Genomic DNA, 16013 nt, shown 5'->3' on the forward strand with positions numbered 1-16013 from the left:
CACGACCCGAGGTGGACCGCTTTGGCGCCAGTAGGCCACGAATATTCCACTAGCGCGCTAGTTGATGTGGAGGAACGATGACGGCACCCGCGCCAACGGCGCACGACACGACCGTGGACCTGCTCGGGGTGGGGTCCGGCACGGGCTTGGCAGCCGCCTTGAGCGGCCGGGAGGCCGGACTCAGCGTCCTCGTGGTCGAGAAGACCTCCCACGTCGGCGGGTCGACCGCGCGTTCGGGCGGCGCGTTCTGGATTCCCGGCAACTCCGCGCTGCGGGCGGCGGGTTCGGGCGACAGCGTGGAGAGCGCGGCCGAGTACCTGTTCGACCTGGTAGGCGACTCCGTCCCGCAGGAGCGGTGGCGTGCCTTCCTGGAGCACGGTCCCGCCGCCGTGGAGATGTTGCTGCGCACGACGCCGATGCGGTTCTCCTGGGCCGAGGGCTACTCGGACTACCACCCGGAGCGGCCCGGCGGGAGCGCGACCGGGCGCAGTTGCGAGTGCCGTCCCTTCGACGCCTCGGTGCTCAAGTCGGAACGCCGGCGGTTGCGGCCGGGTGTGCTCTCCGCTCCGGTGCCCATGCCGGTCACCGGCGCGGACTACCGGTGGATGAACCTCATGGCCCGGGTGCCCCGCAGGGCGGTGCCACGCATCGCGCGCCGCGTCGTGCAGGGTCTGGGCGGTCTTCTGCTGCGCAGGGAGTACCTGGCAGGTGGTCAGGCGTTGGCCGCCGGGCTGTTCGCGGGCGTGCTGCGCGCGGGCGTGCCGGTCTGGACGGAAACCGCCCTGGTGCGCCTGACCACCGACGGCGACCGGGTCACCGGCGCGGTGCTGCGGCAGGGCGACCGGGAGGTCACCGTGACCGTTCGGCGTGGTGTCGTACTCGCCGCGGGCGGTTTCGACCACCGCGCGGACTGGCGCCACGACCACCAGTCGCCGTCGCTCGAGGTCGGCTGGAGCCTGGGCGCCGAGGGCAACACCGGTGACGCCATCAGCGCCGCGCAGGAGGTCGGGGCTGGTACGGCGCTGATGGACCAGGCGTGGTGGTTCCCCGCGGTCGCACCGCTGCCCGGCGGGTCGCCGCAGGTGCTGCTGGCCGAGCGGTCGCTGCCCGGCTCGTTCATGGTGGACTCGACCGGCCGCCGGTTCGTCAACGAGGCCACCGACTACATGTCGTTCGGACAACGGGTGCTCGCCCGCGAGAAGGCCGGCGACCCGGTGGGTGCGATGTGGCTGGTGTTCGACCAGCGCTACCGCAACAGCTACGTGTTCGCGGGCACCGTGTTCCCCCGCATGCCGCTCCCCCGCGCCTGGTACGACGCGGGCATCGCGCACCGCGCCACCACGCCGAGCGACTTGGCGCGTGCCGCCGGGCTGCCTCCCGAGCAGTTCGCGGCTACGTTCAGGCGGTTCTCCGAGCTCGCCGGATCCGGTGTCGACCACGACTTCGGGCGTGGGCGCAGCGCCTACGACCGCTACTACGGCGACCCCACGGTGACGCCCAACCCGAACCTGCGGCCGCTGGACCAGGGACCGCTGCACGCGGTGCGCGTCGTGCTCTCCGATCTGGGCACGTGCGGCGGCATCACGGCGGACGGCTCGGCGCGCGCCCTGCGGCAGGACGGCACCCCGATCGACGGGCTGTACGCCATCGGCAACGCCGCCGCCAACGCGTTCGGCGCCACCTACCCCGGCGCCGGGGCCACCATCGGCCAAGGGCTGGTGTTCGGCCACCTCGCCGCCCGGCACGCCGCCTCGCTCCCCTCGCGGTGACCCGCCGCGAGATCTCCCCGGAAGGAACACCCATGCAGCGATTCGACGGACGCACCGCGCTCGTCACCGGCGGCGCGTCCGGCATCGGCCAGGCCACCGCCCTGCGCCTGCTCGCCGAGGGCGCGACGGTCGTCGCGGCCGATGTCTCCGCCGACGGCTTGGAGAAGACCGCGGCGCAGGCGGCGGAGGCGGGCGCGGGCGGGCGGCTGACAACCGCGGTGCTGGACATCTCCGACGAGCGGGCCGTGCAGGAGGTCGTCACCGGTGCCGTGGCGACCCTGGGCGGCTTGGACGTGCTGGTCAACGCCGCCGGGATGCTGCGCGGCGCGCACACCCACGACTGCTCGCTGGAGCTGTGGAACCGGGTCATCTCGGTGAACCTGACAGGCACGTTCCTGGTGACCCGCGCCGCGCTGCCCTCCCTGCTCGCCACCGGCCGGGGCGTGGTGGTGAACTTCAGCTCCACCTCCGCCTCGTTCGCCCACCCGTTCATGGCCGCCTACTCGGCGAGCAAGGGCGGTGTCGAGTCGTTCACCCACAGCATCGCCCAGGAGTACTCCAAGCAGGGACTGCGTGCGGTGTCCGTGGCGCCGGGCAGCATCAGCAGCGGCATCACCAACGGCATCGGCGACCTCGTGCCCGCCGACATCGACTGGTCGCTGCTGGGCAAGCTCACCCCGGCGCTGGGGCAGGGCTTCGCCGGGCCGGAGGCGGTGGCCGGTGTGGTGGCGATGCTGGCCTCGGACGACGGGGCGTTCATCACCGGTACCGAGATCCGCATCGACGGCGGCACCCACCAGTGACGGGTTCTCCCCGCGCCCGCCGGCTAGGCTGGTCGGGCGCGGGGAGGAGGACGGGGTGCGTGAGACGGCGGACCGGGTCGTGCCGATCGATGTCGGCGAGGCTCGATTGGAGTCGGCGACGGTGGACCTGGTCAACCTGATCGCCTTCGCCGCGCACGGCCGCGCCTTCGCCCGCCGTTTCCACGACGCGACCGGCGTGGACCTGCCCGCCGCCGAACTGCGCACCCTGCTGGTCCTGGCTCAGGGCGACGCGCGCAGCGGTGGTGACCTGGCGGCGGCGTTGGCGATCGACCTGGGGCAGACCAGCAGGCAGGTGTCGGCGCTGCAGCGGGCGGGGTTGGTCGGGCGCTCCGCGGACCCGGCCGACCGGCGGCGCAGCCTGGTGGCGCTGTCCGAGCGCGGCGCGGAGGTGGACCGGCGGTGGCGGGCGGCGTGGTTGCGGGACTACCTGCGCCCGGTGGCGCGGTGGCCGGAGGCCGACGTCGCTGAGCTGACCCGGTGGCTGCGGCTGGTGGACGCGGCGTTGCGCCGGGGGTTGGGGGCGGGCGCCCCGGGTGGTCGGCGGGCCGCCGGGGTGGATGCCGCGCCGCCGCACCTGCGCTCCTACGCCGAGGTTGTCGTGGGCTTGGTGGAGCTGGTGGGGACTTCTCACGGGTTCGACGACCTGCTGCGGGAACTGCGGGCGCCGATCCGGCAGTCCGCCTACTTCGCATTGCGCCTGATCGACGCCCACGGCCCGCTGCCCATCACCGAGGTGGGGCAGCGAGCCGGGGTGGACCAGTCGCAGGCGAGCAAGCAGGTACGCCTGCTGGAGGAGCACGAGCTGGTGGAGCGGGCCGCGGACGGTTTCGACCGGCGCAGCACGCTGGTCAGGGCGTCACGGCGCGGCCGGACCCTGGTGCGGCGGGTCCGCGACTTCCAGCTGGCCGGACTGCGCGGCCTGCTGAGCGGCGCTCCCCACGGCGACCGGGACCGGTGGGCGGAGCTGGTCGTCGACCTGGTGGCCGAGCTGGGCCGGTGACGGCTCGTCCAACACCCGCCCTTCGGCGTCGAGGTGCGGCAGGAGACGGTCCAGCCACCCGGGCAGCCACCACGCGCGGCGACCGAGCAGGGTCAGCAGCGCGGGCACGACGATCATGCGCACGACGAACGCGTCGGCGACCACCCCGGCGGTCAGCGCCAGGCCGATGGACCCGATCAGCGACGACGGGCTCAGGGCGAACCCGGCGAACACCGCGGTCATGATGGTCGCGGCGGACACGACCACCACGGCGGTGCGCCCGAAGCCGTCCATCACCGCCTCGACCGGGTCCAGGCCGCGCACGTGCGCCTCGTGCATGCGGGAGACCAGGAACACCTGGTAGTCCATGGCCAGGCCGAACAGGATGCCGACGATGAGCACGGGCAGCAGGCTCAGCATCGGGTTGCCCTGCGGTGCGGAGAAGACCGGGCCGAACCAACCCCACTGGAACACCGCGACGGTGACGCCCACGCCCGCGCCGAGCGAGAGCAGGAAGCCGACCGTGGCGATCACCGGCACGAGCAGGGAGCGGAAGACGACGACCAGCAGCAACAGGGACAGGCCGACGATGACGACCAGGTAGGTGACCAGAGCGGCGGACAGCCGCTCGTCGGTGTCGATGCCGAGCGCGGTCTGGCCGGTGACCAGCAGGTCCACTCCGGGCACGTCGTCGGCACGGTCGCGGATGTCGTGCACGAGCCGCTCGGTGCGCTCGTCGACCGGACCGGTGGTGGGCACGACTTGGAGCAGGGCGGTGTCACCGGTGGCGTTGACGCCGGCGGGGGCGACGGAGGCGACCCCGCCGAGGGCGGTGAGCCGGGAGGTCACCTCGTCCAGGCGGGCTTGCACACCGTCGCCTTGCGCGAGCACGATCAGCGGTCCCTGGTAGCCGGCACCGAACGCGTCGGCGATCTGTTCGTAGGCGGCGCGCTGGGTGCTGTCGGGGTCCTCGCCGCCGGGGGTGGTCAGCGAGGTGGTCAGCGACAGTACCGGCACGGCCAGCACGAGCAGGCCCGCCACGGCGCCCGCGAGCACCGTGACCGGCCGGCGGACGACCAGCTTGATCCAGCGGTCCAGGAAACCGATCCGATCAGCGCGGACCGGCATGTCACCGGCGCGCTCACGACGCGGCAGGGCTCTGCGCCCCATCAGCTTGAGCGCGGCGGGCAGCAGCGTGAGCGACATCAGCACGGCGACCGCCACCCCGACCGCAGCGGCCAGGCCCATCTCGGTGATGAAGCCGATGCCGACCACCGCCAACCCGGCCAGGGCGATGATCACCGTGCCGCCGGCGAACACGACCGCGGACCCGGCGGTGCCGGTGGCACGTCCGATCGCGTCCTCCAACGGGCGACCCTCGCGCAACTCGGCCCGGAAGCGGGCCAGGACGAACAGGCAGTAGTCGATGCCCACGGCCAGGCCGAGCATCACCGCCAGAATCGGGGTCATGCTGCCGATGGGCGAGAACGCGGAGAACGCCAACACGCCGAGCACCCCCACCGCGACGCCGATCAGGGCACCGAGCATGTTGGCCCCGGCGGCGGCCGGCGAGCCGTAGGTCAGCAGCAGCACGGCGAAGGCCAGGACCGCGCCGACGACCTCGGTGGGTCCGAACACCTCGGGCATCGGGTCGCCGATCGAGCCGTCCACCTCCGCACCCAAGCCGCGACTGCGGGCCTGCTCGGCCAAGGCGACGACGGCGTCGTGGACCGCGTCGCGGTTGTCCTCGGTGAGCTCGCGCAGCGACAGGGTGGCGATCGCGGTGGTGCCGTCCGGGGAGACCGCCGGGCGGGCCGGGTCGAACGGGTCGGAGACCGCGGCGACGTGCCCGATGGCCGCGGCGCGGGCGAGCACGTCGGCGACGATGGTCCGCTGCGCCTCGTCCAGGGGTATGCCGTCCTCGGTGAACAGCACCAGTTGCAGGGTGCCGGTCCCCTCCTCCGCCGGCGGGGACGGGAACTCGCGCTCGACGACCTCCAGGGCGGTGCCGGCCTCGGTGTCCCCGATCTCGAACCCGCCGTCGGCGAAGCGCATGCCGCCGATCGCGGCGGCGGCCAGGCCCGCGGCGAGCAGCAGCCAGGCGGTGATGACTAGCAGTGGGCGACGGGCGCTGCCCACGCCCAGCCGGTAGAGCAGTCGTGCCATGCGGTGATCTCTCCTGCGGTGTCCCGGTGAGGGGCGCGACGCGATGCGCCGCCGACCGTCCCCACCGGGGCACCAGCCTTCCGGCGGGATGCCGTCGCGTCGTCGTCCGCGCCCGGCATCCCCGCTGCCGCGCCCGCGGTAGGTCCACCGCGCGTACTGCGCCCGCGGTACGGCTCAGGGAGCGTCGAGCAGCCCCGAGGCGTGCACGGTGACGACCAGGGCGGCCCGGTCCCGCACGCCGAGCTTGGTCATGGAGCGGTTGACGTGGGTCTTGGCCGTGAGCGGCGAGATGACCAGCCGGGCGGCGATCTGGTCGTTGCTCAGGCCACGTGCCACGAGCAGCACGACCTCGCGTTCGCGGTCGGTCAGCGGGTCCAGCGACGATCGCGGTGGCGGTGGGGGCGCGACCCCACGGGTGGCGTGGGCGGCCAAGGTGGTCATGGCGCGCGCGGACAGCAGCGTCTCCCCGCGGGCGACCACGCGCACGGCGTCGATCAGGGCTTCGGGGGGCGAGTCCTTGCCGAGGTAGCCGCGCGCCCCGGCGGCGACGGCGGACAGCACGTGCTCGTCGGTCTCGAAGGTGGTCAGCACCAGTACGGCGGCACCGCGCGACGCGCCGGGGTCGGCGGTCAGCCTGCGGGTGGCCTCCACACCGTCCACGCGCGGCATGCGCAGGTCCATGAGGACGACGTCGATCCCGCCCTCGCGGACCCGGCGCACCGCGCCGTCGCCGTCGGCGGCCTCGCCGACCACGGTGATGCCGGGTTCGGACTCCAGCACGCCGCGCAGGCCGGCCCGGATGAGGGCCTGGTCGTCCACCACGAGGACACGCACGTCGCCGGTCACCGCACGTCCTCCCCGTCAGGGTCGGGGCAGCCGGATTCGAGCGGCAGGGTCGCGCGGACCCGGAACACCGCGCCGTCCCGCCCCGCCTCCAGGCACCCGCCGACGGCGTCCACGCGTTCCCGCATCCCCACCAGGCCGTGGCCGCCGGTCCGCGACGGCGCGGCGTCGGCCACCGGGTTGACGATCTCGACCACCATGGTGCCGGGTGCCCGGCGCACGGCCAGTTCGACGCGGCCGGTGCCGTGGCGGGCGGCGTTGGTCAGCGCCTCCTGCGCCACGCGGTAGCCGGTCACCGACACCAGGTCCGGCACCTGCCCGCCGTCGAGCCGCGCGTCGACTTCGACACCGCCCCGGCGGACGGCGTCGACCAGGTCCCCGACCCGCTCCAGACCAGGGGCGGGGGTGTCGGCGTCCACGTCGTCGGTGCGCAGCAGGCGCAGGATGCCGGCCATCTCCCGCAGCACCGCGCGGGCCGCGTTCTCGGTCTCCACCAGGGCGTCCTCCGAGCGGGCGGGGTCGGTGCGCAGGGTGCGGCGGGCCAGTCCGGCGTGGACGGTGATGACCGCGACGTGATGACCCACCACGTCGTGCAGCTCGCGGGCGATGCGCAGCCGCTCCTCCACGACGCGCCGCCGCGCCACCGCCTCCCGCATCTGCTCCGCCCGCCGCGCCCGATCCTCCACGGCCAGCACGTAGTCGCGGCGCGACCGCACGGCGTAACCGACGCCCACCGCCCCCGCGGTCCAGGCGATCATCGCCGCCACGTCGGCCTCCACCGCGATGCCGGCACCGTCGAGCAGCGGCGGGAGGCAGAACACCAGGACCGTGACGACGGCCGCGACCGCCCATGCCCGCAGCCTGGCGGTCGACACCAGGTGCAGCAGGGCGAGCTGGCTCAACGCGCCCAGCGACACCCACGCCGGGTCGGCTTGGCCGACCAGCACGACGCCGGCCGTCGTGGCCGCCCACACCGCCGGCGGGTGCCGGTGCCGCAGCAGCACCGCCGCGCAGCCCGCGACGACGCAGGCGGCCGAGGGCCACGGGCCGCCGGAGGCGGTGATCCGCACCATGGCGAGCCCCGTGACCAGGACGGCGACCAGGGTGACCAGGGTGTCGACCCGACCGGAACGGCTCACGCCACCAGCTTCTTCAGCGGCACACCGGCGTCGGCCGCCGCGTCGCGGGACACCGCCCTGCCCTGTGCGAGCGCCTTGCGCACGACCATGAAGTCGGCGGGGGCGTTGACGCACTCGGCGGCGGTGAGGCGGTCGCCGCGGTAGCGCAGCGCGGTGAACCGGCCGGGCCGATCACCCGGGCGGAGGACCACCTCGTCGTCGGGGTGCGCCAGACCGGCGATCTGGATCTTCAGATCGCCCTGGTCCGACCAGAACCACGGCACGCCGGTGTAGGGGCGTGGGTCGCCCACCAGGGTGGTGGCGGCGGCCTTGGCCTGTTCCACGGCGTTGTCCACGCTCTCCAGCCGCAGCCGCCGGTCGGAGCCGGGGGTGGGGTCGGGCAGGTCCGCGCAGTCGCCCACGGCGAGGGTGTGGCCGTCGGAGGCGCGGGAGAAGGCGTCGACGACCACGCCGCCGTCACAGCGCAGCCCGGCGGCGCGCGCCAGGTCGTCGCGCGGTCGGGCACCGACGCCGACCAGTACGAGACCGGCGGGCAGGCTCGTGCCGTCCTCCAGCTCGACGGCGGTCACCGAACCCCGATCACCGCGGAAGCGCAGCGGGCGCGCCCCGGTGAGCACCCGCACCCCGGCGGCCTGGTGCGCGGCCCGCACCAGCTCGGCCGTCAGCGGGCTGACCACGCGGCCCATCAGCGACGGACCGGCCTCCACCACGGTCACCCGCACGCCCGCCGCCGCCGCGGTGGCGGCGACCTCGAGCCCGATGAACCCGCCGCCGACCACCACCAGGTCGGCCACGTCGAGGCGGCGGGCCAGCACCTCGGCGTCGACGAGATCACGCAGCACCACGACCCCGTCGAGGTCGGCACCCTCCACTTCCAGGCGGCGTGGTTCGGCGCCGGTGGCCAGCACCAGGCGGTCGAACTCCCAGGACCGCCCGGAGGCGGCCATGGCCGCGCCCGTGCCCGTCGCGGCCAGCTCCAGCCGCGTGACGCGTTCGTCGAGGACGAGGTCCACGCGTCGCTCGCGGTAGAAGGCGGGACTGCGCAGCGCCAACGACCCGACGGTCGCCTCGCCGCGCAGCACCGCTTTGGACAGCGGCGGCCGGGTATAGGGGGCGTGGGGTTCCTGCCCGACCAGGGTGACCGGGCCGGTCCAGCCGAGTTCGCGGGCGCTGCTCACCAGCTGCGCGCCGGCCTGGCCCGCGCCCACGACGAGCAGGTGGCCGGTGCTCACAGCTGGGTCTCCGGGACGGTGACGCGGACCTCCTGCCCGGCGGCCACGACGAGCTGGCAGGACAGGCGTGAGTTGTCCTCGCGGTCGGTGGCCGCGACGTCGAGCATGTCGTCCTCGTCCTCACCCACCGGCGGGAAGTCGTCGGCGTGGCGTTCGTCGAGGAAGACGTGGCAGGTCGCGCAGGACAGCGACCCGCCGCACTGGCCGAGGATGCCGGGGATGCCGTTGCGGACCGCGGTCTGCATGACCGAGTCGCCGACCTCGGCCTCCACGACCCGTTCGGTGCCGTCGGGCTGGGTGTAGAACACCTTGGGCACGGTGGTGCTCCCCTCCGTCACCAGGTGACCGGCAGGTCGGTGATGGGCTGGGTCAGGACCGTGCGGTCGACCACCGGTTCACCCGCCGACCGCAGGTTCGGGATGCGCTTGAACAGCTCGGCCAGGCCGACCTGCAACTCCATCCGGGCCAATGGCGCGCCCAGGCAGTGGTGCAGGCCGTGGCTCAGCGTCAGGTGGGCGTTCTCGGTGCGGGTGATGTCGAACCGGCCCGGGTCGGTCACGGCGTCGGGGTCGTGCCCGGCGGTGGTCATGTCGACGCTGACCGCCTCCCCCTTGGCGATGAGCTGACCGTCCACGACGACGTCCGCGGTGGCGACGAACGGCACCAGGCCGCCGCCACCGCCCACCATCGGGGAGGTCACGAACCCGCCGTGCCGAAGCACCTCCTCGGCCGTGGTCGCGGCGAGGCCGTCGGGGTCGGCGAGGAACAGCGCACGCTGCTCGTCCGACCGCAGCAGGGACAGCACACCGGTGGTCAGGAAGTTCGCCGTGTTGTCGAAGCCGCCGACGATGAGGATGAACGCGATCGGCAGGATCTCGGCGTCGGTCAGCGTCTCGTCCCGGTCACGGGCGTGGGCCAGGGCGCTGAGCAGGTCGTCACGGGGCTCCTCGCGGCGCTGCGCGATCAGGTCGGTCATGTAAGCGGCCAGCTCCGCCATGTCGGCCGCCACCTCGGCCTCGGTCCTGCCCGCCACGGCCAGGGTCGAGGAGCTCCACCGCTCGAACTTCTCCCGGTCCGAGGAGGGCACGCCCAGCAGGGAGCTGAGCATCTCGATCGGCAGCGACAGCGAGTACTCCGACACCAGGTTCCGCACGCCGCCGCGGGCGATCATGCCGTCGATCAGCTCGTTGGTGAAGGCCACGGCGGAGTCACGCATCTCGCGCACCCGCTTGGGCGAGATGGCCTTCTGCACCAGCTTGCGCAGCCTGGTGTGCTGGGGCGGGTCCTCGAACTGGAGCGTGCCGCGCAGGAAGTCCGGGAACGGCACGAAGAACGGCACGACGCGCGCGCCGGTGCGGAACGGCTCGCGCACGAACCGGCGGTCGCTCAGGATTTCGCGGGCGGCGGCGTTGCGGTGCACCAGCCACACGTCGCCGCCGTGGGGCATGGTCATCTTCGTCATCGGCCGGTCGGCGACCAGGCGGCCGATGTGCTCGACGGCGTCGGCCGGGGTCATGGGTCCGAAGGGGTACTCGGTGCCCGGGGTGGTGGTCATCGTCGCGTCTCCGGTGTTCAAGCGGTGGGCAGCTGGGGCACGGCGACCAGCTCGGGCCGCGCCTCGGGGGTGAGGGCCATGACCTCGCCGAACCGCTCGGCGACGGTCTCGACGGTCAGGCCGGGGTCGTGGATGCCGGTGGTGGTGACCACGACGGCGCGGTTGACCGTGCCACCGGCGGCGTTGAACAGCTCTCCGGTCACCATGCAGGACGGGTGCACCAGGTAGGCCGCCAGCGGGGCGACGTGCTCGGGCAGCAGCTGCGTGCGCAGGTACTCCATGACCTCCGGCGCCAGCGACTCCGCCGAGCTCTCGGCCATCCGGGTGCCCGCGCCGGGCGCGACGGCGTTGACCAGGATGCCGTGCTCGGCGCCTTCGAGGGCGAGGTTGCGGGTCAGGCCGAACACCGCCCCCTTGGAGCTTCCGTAGTGGGTCATCAGCGGGTTGCCGAGCATGGCGGCGGAGACGGTGTTGACCACGCGGCCGCTGCCGGAGGCGATCAGGTGCGGCCAGGCCGCCTTGCAGACGTTGAGCGAGCCGAAGAAGTGCACGTCGAGGTGGCGCTGGTACTCCCGCGTGTCGACCTCGTCGAAGCGGGCGGTGCGCACGATGCCGGCGTTGTTGATCACCGCGTCGAGGCGGCCGAACTCGGTGACCGCGGTGCCGACGACCTCGGCGGCGCCGCTCTCGGTGGAGATGTCGGCGCGACAGGCGACGGCCCGCCCGCCGGCGGCGCGGATCTCGGCCACGACGTCGCCCGCCGGGTCGTCGCCGTCCACGCCACCGCCGTCGACCCGCGCGCCGAGGTCGGCGACGACGACGGAGGCACCGCGGGAGGCCAGCAGCAGGGCGTGGGCGCGGCCGATGCCGCGCCCGGCCCCGGTCACGACCACGGCGCGGCCGGTGAAGGAAAGGGTGTCCACGGGTGTTCCCCTCTGCTCGGCGCGCTCGCTGCCGCACCTGAGCACGACCCCAACGCTACCGAATACATGAGTTTGGTCAAGTAATGTGACGCAGGTCGGTCAGGGACGGTTGGCGCCGCCGCCGACCGCGGCGTCGGCGGCCCAGATCGAGCCGCGGCGCTGCCGGCGGGACTCCTCCCAGTCCAGGACGTCCAAGCCGGCGCAGATGTAGAGGGTGCGGCGGTCCTCGCCGCCGAGCACACAGGCGGGGGGCAGCGCCGCCTGCGGGTCGAAGCGCACGATGTCGGTGACGGCCCCGCCTTCGACGATGCGGGCCACGGCGGGCACCGAGGGCATACCCGTCCACACGCCGCCCTCCTCGTCCAGGCAGATGCCGTCCGGCAACGACGAGGTGGTGGCGAACACCCTCCGACCGCTCAACCGGCCGCCGGCGTCGCGGTCGAGCGCGGTGATGCGGTTGGCGAACGCCTCGGCGGTCACCACGCGGGTGCCGTCGGAGCTGACGGCGATGCCGTTGGCGCCGCCAAAACCGCCCAGTTCGGTCAGCGCCCGGGCGGTGCCGTCCGGTTCGACCACGAGCAGCGCCGAGTCGCGCGGTTCCTCGCCCGCGAACAGCTCGAAACCCAGCTGGGTGACGTAGGCACGGCCGTCGGCGTCGACGACCATGTCGTTGACCGGCCCGGTGGCCAGTTCACGCAGGTCGGCGTGCACGGTGACCTGCTCGCCGTCGAAGGCCAGGACCAAACGCTCGTGCATCGAGGTGACGACCAGCCGGCCGTCGGGCAGCCAGCCGAAGCCGCCCGGGATCACCTCGGTGCCGTTGACCGAGGTGCGGTCGGACAGGTCGAGCACGGTCTCCGGCGCCCCGGCGGCGTCAAGGCGGACCAGCCGGTGGGCGTACATGTCGCTGAACCACAGCGCACCGTCGTGCCAGCGCGGGCACTCCGCCCAGGTGTAGCCGCGCGACAGCTCACGCGGGACGACTTCGCGCGCGTCGGTCAGGGGATCGGCGTCGGACACGGTTTCTCCAAGGATGAGTTTGGTCAAGTTTTGCGCTCAGAAGGGGAGCGGGTAGGCGAACTTGGCCCGCAGCAGCGCGCCGGTCTCGGCGACGGCGAGCCGGCCGCGCGTCAGGTAGTCGGCCTGGAGCACGAAGCCGTGCGGGACGCCGGGGTAGCGGGTGAGCGTGGTCTGCACGCGCGCCTCGCGCAGGCGCGTGGCGTAGCGCTCCCCCCAGTCGCGGATCGGGTCGCACTCCCCCGTCACCACGATCGCCGGGGGCAGGCCGGACAGGTCGGCGGCGTAGGCCGGGATGCGGTAGGGGCTGTCGGGCACGCCCTGCCCGGCGTCGGCCAACCCGTTGAGGTAGAGCACGTCGTCGCGGCTCAGGATCGGGGCGTCGGCGTAGCGGGTGATCGACGTGGCGGCCAGGTCGCGGTCCACGCCGGGGTAGATCAGCACCTGGCAGGCGATGGCGGGTCCACCGCGGTCGCGGGCCGCCAGTGCGACGGCCGCGGCCAGGGTGCCGCCCGCGCTGTCGCCGACCACCGCCAGTCGCGCCGGGTCCACGCCTAGGTCGTCGGCGTTCTCGGCGACCCACGCGGTGGCGGCCCAGGCATCGTCGAACTGCGCGGGCGGCGGGGCCTCCGGTGCCAGGCGGTACTCGACCGCCACGACCACCGCGCCGCTGTGGTGGGCCAGGTTGCGGGCCACCGGTTCGAAGGAGTGGTTGGAGCCCATGCACATGCCGCCGCCGTGGAAGTACACGATCACCGGCGCGCCGTTTTCGGTGGTGGGGCGGTGCACGCGCAGCGGGATGTCACCATGCGGACCGAGGGCCAGTCGGTCCTCGGTGACGACCATGACGGGCAGGTCCGGCGGGTGGGGCGCGGCCTCCAGGGACGCGCGGACGGCCTCGATGCCCCGCTCGCGCATGGGCGGGACGTCGGCCACGGCCGCGGCGATGGCCGCGGCGTCGGGATCCAGCGGGAACGCGGTCATGACCTCACCCCTCACTCCGCCGGGACGGTGAACTCGCCCTGGAGCAGGACCGGGGCACGGCGGTGGGCCAGGGTGTCGGCGCGGGCGGCCATGGCGTCGACGACGAAGGGCTGCGAGGTCAGGTAGAACTCACCGGCCGCCGCCTGGTCGAAGAACACGCGGGCGGCGTCGAGCGGGTCCATCGCCTGCGCCTTGACCTTGAGCATGGCCTCGCGGTGCTCCTCGGCCGCCGCGGTGTCGCCGTCCTCCACCGCGCCCGCGGACTCGAAGATGTTCGAGGACACCGCGCCCGGCAGGACCGCCTGGACGTGGACGTGACCGGCGTGCCCGGCCAGCTCGACCTCCTGGTGCAGGCACTCGGTGAGCGCGAGCACGGCGTGCTTGCTCATGATGTAGGGAGCTTGCAGGGGTGCGGCGCCGACCCCGCCGATCGAGGACAGGTTCCACACCCACGACCGGCCCGGCTCGGCGAGCATGCGCGGAAGGAACGCGCGGATGCCGTGGAAGACACCATTGACGTTGATCGAGACCAGACGCTCCCAGTTGGCGACCGGGGTGTCCCACAGGTAGCCGAACTGCTCGACGCCGGCGTTGTTGACCAGCAGTCGGACCGGGCCGACCTCGGTCGCGGTGCGTTCGGCGAGCCGTTCGAGTGCCCCCGGGTCGCGCACGTCGCAGGCGACATCGACCGCGCGGGCACCGGCCGCCTCCAGTTCGGCGCGCAGGGCCGCGATGGCGGCGGTGTCGACGTCGGCGAGCACGACGGTCATGCCCAGCTCCAGCGCGGCGTGGCGGGCGAGGCCCGCACCGATGCCGGCACCCGCGCCGGTGATGACGGCGACACCGCCGCCGAACAGGGCCTTCGCGTCGCTCATCGGGTGTTCTCCTCGCGGTCGGCGACGATCTCGCGGACCGCGCGGACGACAGGTGCGAACGTCGTCTCCGGATCGGTGACCGCCGGGGTGTCCATGTTGTTGTGGCAGATCGCCACGGCGATGCGGTCGCGCAGGTCGGCCCAGGCGGTCGACCCGCCCGCACCGGGGCTGTAGACGATCTCGCGGTGCCCGCCCACCAGCGGGTCGGACGCCCCCGGCTCGCCGCCGAGCCAGTAGCCGGCCGTGCCGAACCACACCGGGATGGTCAGCACCCGGTCCGGGTCGTGCGCGTCCTGCCGCGGTCGGGTCAGGGACGCGGCCCGTTCACGGGACAGCAGCCGCACGCCGTCGAGTTCGCCGCCTTCTGCCAGCAGGGCGAAGATCCGGGCCACGGAGGGCGCGGTGGCGATGGCCCCGGCACCGGGGTCGACGGCCTGCTGCACGACGCGCTGGTTGTGCACGTCCGATCCGGGGAACACGGCGGGCGGGCTGATGTTGTGCTCGTCGACGATGGCGAGGGTGTTGCCGCCGTAGAGGGTGGCGACCCGGGGCAGGTCCGCGTCGGGCACGCCGAGGTGGAAGTCGGTGACGCCGAGCGGTGCGCAGATCTCCTCGCGGACGAACGCGTCGAACGGCCGACGGGCGGGGTCGGTGCGGCGCACGACCTCGCCGAGGATCCAGCCCCACACCAGCACGTGGTAGGCGTTGGCCGTGCCGGGTTCGAACAGCGGGGTGGACGCGGCGACGCGTTCAACCACCCAGTCCCAGTCGGCCATCAGCTCCGGCGTGACCCCGTCGGGCATCTGCGGGATGCCCGCCCGGTGCGACAGCGCCTGCTCGACCGTGGTGGCGCCCTTGCCGTTGACGGCGAACTCCGGCCAGTACCGGGCGATCGGCGCGTCCAGGTCGAGCAGGCCGCGCTCGGCCTGCAGGTGCACGGCGAGCGCGGTGACGCCCTTGGTCACCGAGAACACCGGGAACAGCGTGCGGCGGTCGGCGGGGATACCGCGCTCGGCGTCGGCGAGCCCGGCGACGGCGTCGACGATCAGCTCGCCGCGGTGGTAGGCGGCGACGGCGATGCCGGTCTCCCCCAGCTCCAGCGCGCGGTCGAGCGCGGCGTGGATGCGTGGGTCGTCGTGCGGGACGGTCATGGGTCTCCTCGTGCGGCGGCGAACGGCGGAGTCGGGCCCGGGGTCGCACGAGACTAGGGAACCGGCGTCCGCGCGGGGCTTCGGTGTTCCGGTCAGTGGACGGGTCAGGAGGTCACCTGACGACGGGCGAGCAGCCAGCGGCCCTCGTCGCCACGCCGCAGTTCGTCGGTGTAGGAGCCGACGGCGAGGATGCTCGACGGCGTGCCGCCGGACAGGAGCTGGAAGTAGGAGTGCGCCGCGGCGCGGTCGCCGTCCACGTGGACCTCGTGGTTGGTGATGACGTGCCGGTTGCGGGAGGCGGGACCCGCGTACCCCAGCTCGCGCATCGACTCCAGCCCTTTCAGCACGTCCTCGCGCCCCTGCCACGTCGCCTCGGGCATCCACCACTCCACGTCCTCGGTGCACAGGGCGCCGATCTCGGGGATCGTGTTCTCGTCGGCCATGCGGCCGAACTGGTTGAGGAGGGTGACGATGCGCATCGTGTCGTCGGCGGTGCTCTTGTGGTCGGTGCTCACCGGTTCTCCTCGTCGCTCTCGATGTCGGGGTGGTGATGGTG

Annotated in this window: 14 protein-coding genes and 1 pseudogene; 3 read left to right on the plus strand and 12 right to left on the minus strand. The window is 73.6% G+C overall.

The annotated features are described in order from the left end of the window. Positions 1–77 precede the first annotated feature (77 nt). Genes ABTZ99_RS06745 through ABTZ99_RS06755 form a run of 3 tightly spaced genes read left to right on the plus strand, consistent with a single transcriptional unit; the run spans position 78 to position 3593 of the window. On the plus strand, positions 78–1769 hold the full coding sequence (locus ABTZ99_RS06745) for a 3-ketosteroid-delta-1-dehydrogenase (RefSeq protein WP_499608791.1): 1692 nt from the start codon (positions 78–80) through the stop codon (positions 1767–1769). A gap of 32 nt (positions 1770–1801) precedes the next feature. Beyond that, positions 1802–2572: an SDR family NAD(P)-dependent oxidoreductase gene (locus ABTZ99_RS06750; RefSeq protein WP_499608793.1), complete on the plus strand. Its 771-nt coding sequence runs from the start codon at positions 1802–1804 to the stop codon at positions 2570–2572. A 55-nt stretch (positions 2573–2627) separates the two neighbouring features. Next, on the plus strand, positions 2628–3593 hold the full coding sequence (locus tag ABTZ99_RS06755) for a MarR family winged helix-turn-helix transcriptional regulator (RefSeq protein WP_499608796.1): 966 nt from the start codon (positions 2628–2630) through the stop codon (positions 3591–3593). A 78-nt stretch (positions 3594–3671) separates the two neighbouring features. On the opposite strand, the pseudogene ABTZ99_RS06760 reads toward ABTZ99_RS06755, so the two are convergent. The 12 genes and pseudogenes from ABTZ99_RS06760 to ABTZ99_RS06815 form a co-directional block, all read right to left on the minus strand. Continuing rightward, positions 3672–5738 (minus strand): annotated as a pseudogene (locus ABTZ99_RS06760) (MMPL family transporter); the annotation flags it as partial. A 174-nt stretch (positions 5739–5912) separates the two neighbouring features. Then, on the minus strand, positions 5913–6584 hold the full coding sequence (locus tag ABTZ99_RS06765; protein WP_499608799.1) for a response regulator transcription factor: 672 nt from the start codon (positions 6582–6584) through the stop codon (positions 5913–5915). Continuing rightward, a complete protein-coding gene (locus tag ABTZ99_RS06770; RefSeq protein ID WP_499608801.1) occupies positions 6581–7720 on the minus strand; it encodes a sensor histidine kinase in 1140 nt (379 codons plus the stop codon). The genes ABTZ99_RS06765 and ABTZ99_RS06770 overlap by 4 nt, the downstream gene beginning before the upstream one ends. Continuing rightward, positions 7717–8952 (minus strand): NAD(P)/FAD-dependent oxidoreductase, encoded by a 1236-nt coding sequence (locus ABTZ99_RS06775; RefSeq protein ID WP_499608804.1) that lies wholly within the window; start codon positions 8950–8952, stop codon positions 7717–7719. Before ABTZ99_RS06775 ends, ABTZ99_RS06770 begins: the two co-directional genes overlap by 4 nt. Beyond that, on the minus strand, positions 8949–9290 hold the full coding sequence (locus ABTZ99_RS06780) for a 2Fe-2S iron-sulfur cluster-binding protein (RefSeq protein ID WP_499608807.1): 342 nt from the start codon (positions 9288–9290) through the stop codon (positions 8949–8951). The genes ABTZ99_RS06775 and ABTZ99_RS06780 overlap by 4 nt, the downstream gene beginning before the upstream one ends. Next, positions 9287–10507, minus strand: coding sequence for a cytochrome P450 (locus ABTZ99_RS06785; protein WP_499608810.1), 1221 nt, complete (start codon positions 10505–10507; stop codon positions 9287–9289). Before ABTZ99_RS06785 ends, ABTZ99_RS06780 begins: the two co-directional genes overlap by 4 nt. Before the next feature lie 17 nt (positions 10508–10524). Beyond that, positions 10525–11430, minus strand: coding sequence for an SDR family NAD(P)-dependent oxidoreductase (locus ABTZ99_RS06790; RefSeq protein ID WP_499608812.1), 906 nt, complete (start codon positions 11428–11430; stop codon positions 10525–10527). 99 nt (positions 11431–11529) lie between these two features. Beyond that, positions 11530–12450, minus strand: a complete 921-nt coding sequence (locus ABTZ99_RS06795; protein ID WP_499608815.1) for an SMP-30/gluconolactonase/LRE family protein — start codon at positions 12448–12450, stop codon at positions 11530–11532. A gap of 36 nt (positions 12451–12486) precedes the next feature. Next, the gene (locus ABTZ99_RS06800; RefSeq protein WP_499608817.1) at positions 12487–13431 is read right to left on the minus strand and encodes an alpha/beta hydrolase; all 945 of its coding nucleotides are present in this window, start codon (positions 13429–13431) and stop codon (positions 12487–12489) included. An 11-nt stretch (positions 13432–13442) separates the two neighbouring features. Beyond that, a complete protein-coding gene (locus ABTZ99_RS06805) occupies positions 13443–14306 on the minus strand; it encodes an SDR family NAD(P)-dependent oxidoreductase (protein ID WP_499608819.1) in 864 nt (287 codons plus the stop codon). Continuing rightward, positions 14303–15457: a serine hydrolase domain-containing protein gene (locus ABTZ99_RS06810; RefSeq protein WP_499608822.1), complete on the minus strand. Its 1155-nt coding sequence runs from the start codon at positions 15455–15457 to the stop codon at positions 14303–14305. The genes ABTZ99_RS06805 and ABTZ99_RS06810 overlap by 4 nt, the downstream gene beginning before the upstream one ends. Before the next feature lie 104 nt (positions 15458–15561). Continuing rightward, positions 15562–15972, minus strand: coding sequence for a nuclear transport factor 2 family protein (locus ABTZ99_RS06815; protein ID WP_499608825.1), 411 nt, complete (start codon positions 15970–15972; stop codon positions 15562–15564). Positions 15973–16013: the final 41 nt, after the last annotated feature.

Source organism: Actinosynnema sp. NPDC002837 (genome assembly GCF_040295345.1).
Lineage (GTDB): Bacteria > Actinomycetota > Actinomycetes > Mycobacteriales > Pseudonocardiaceae > Actinosynnema.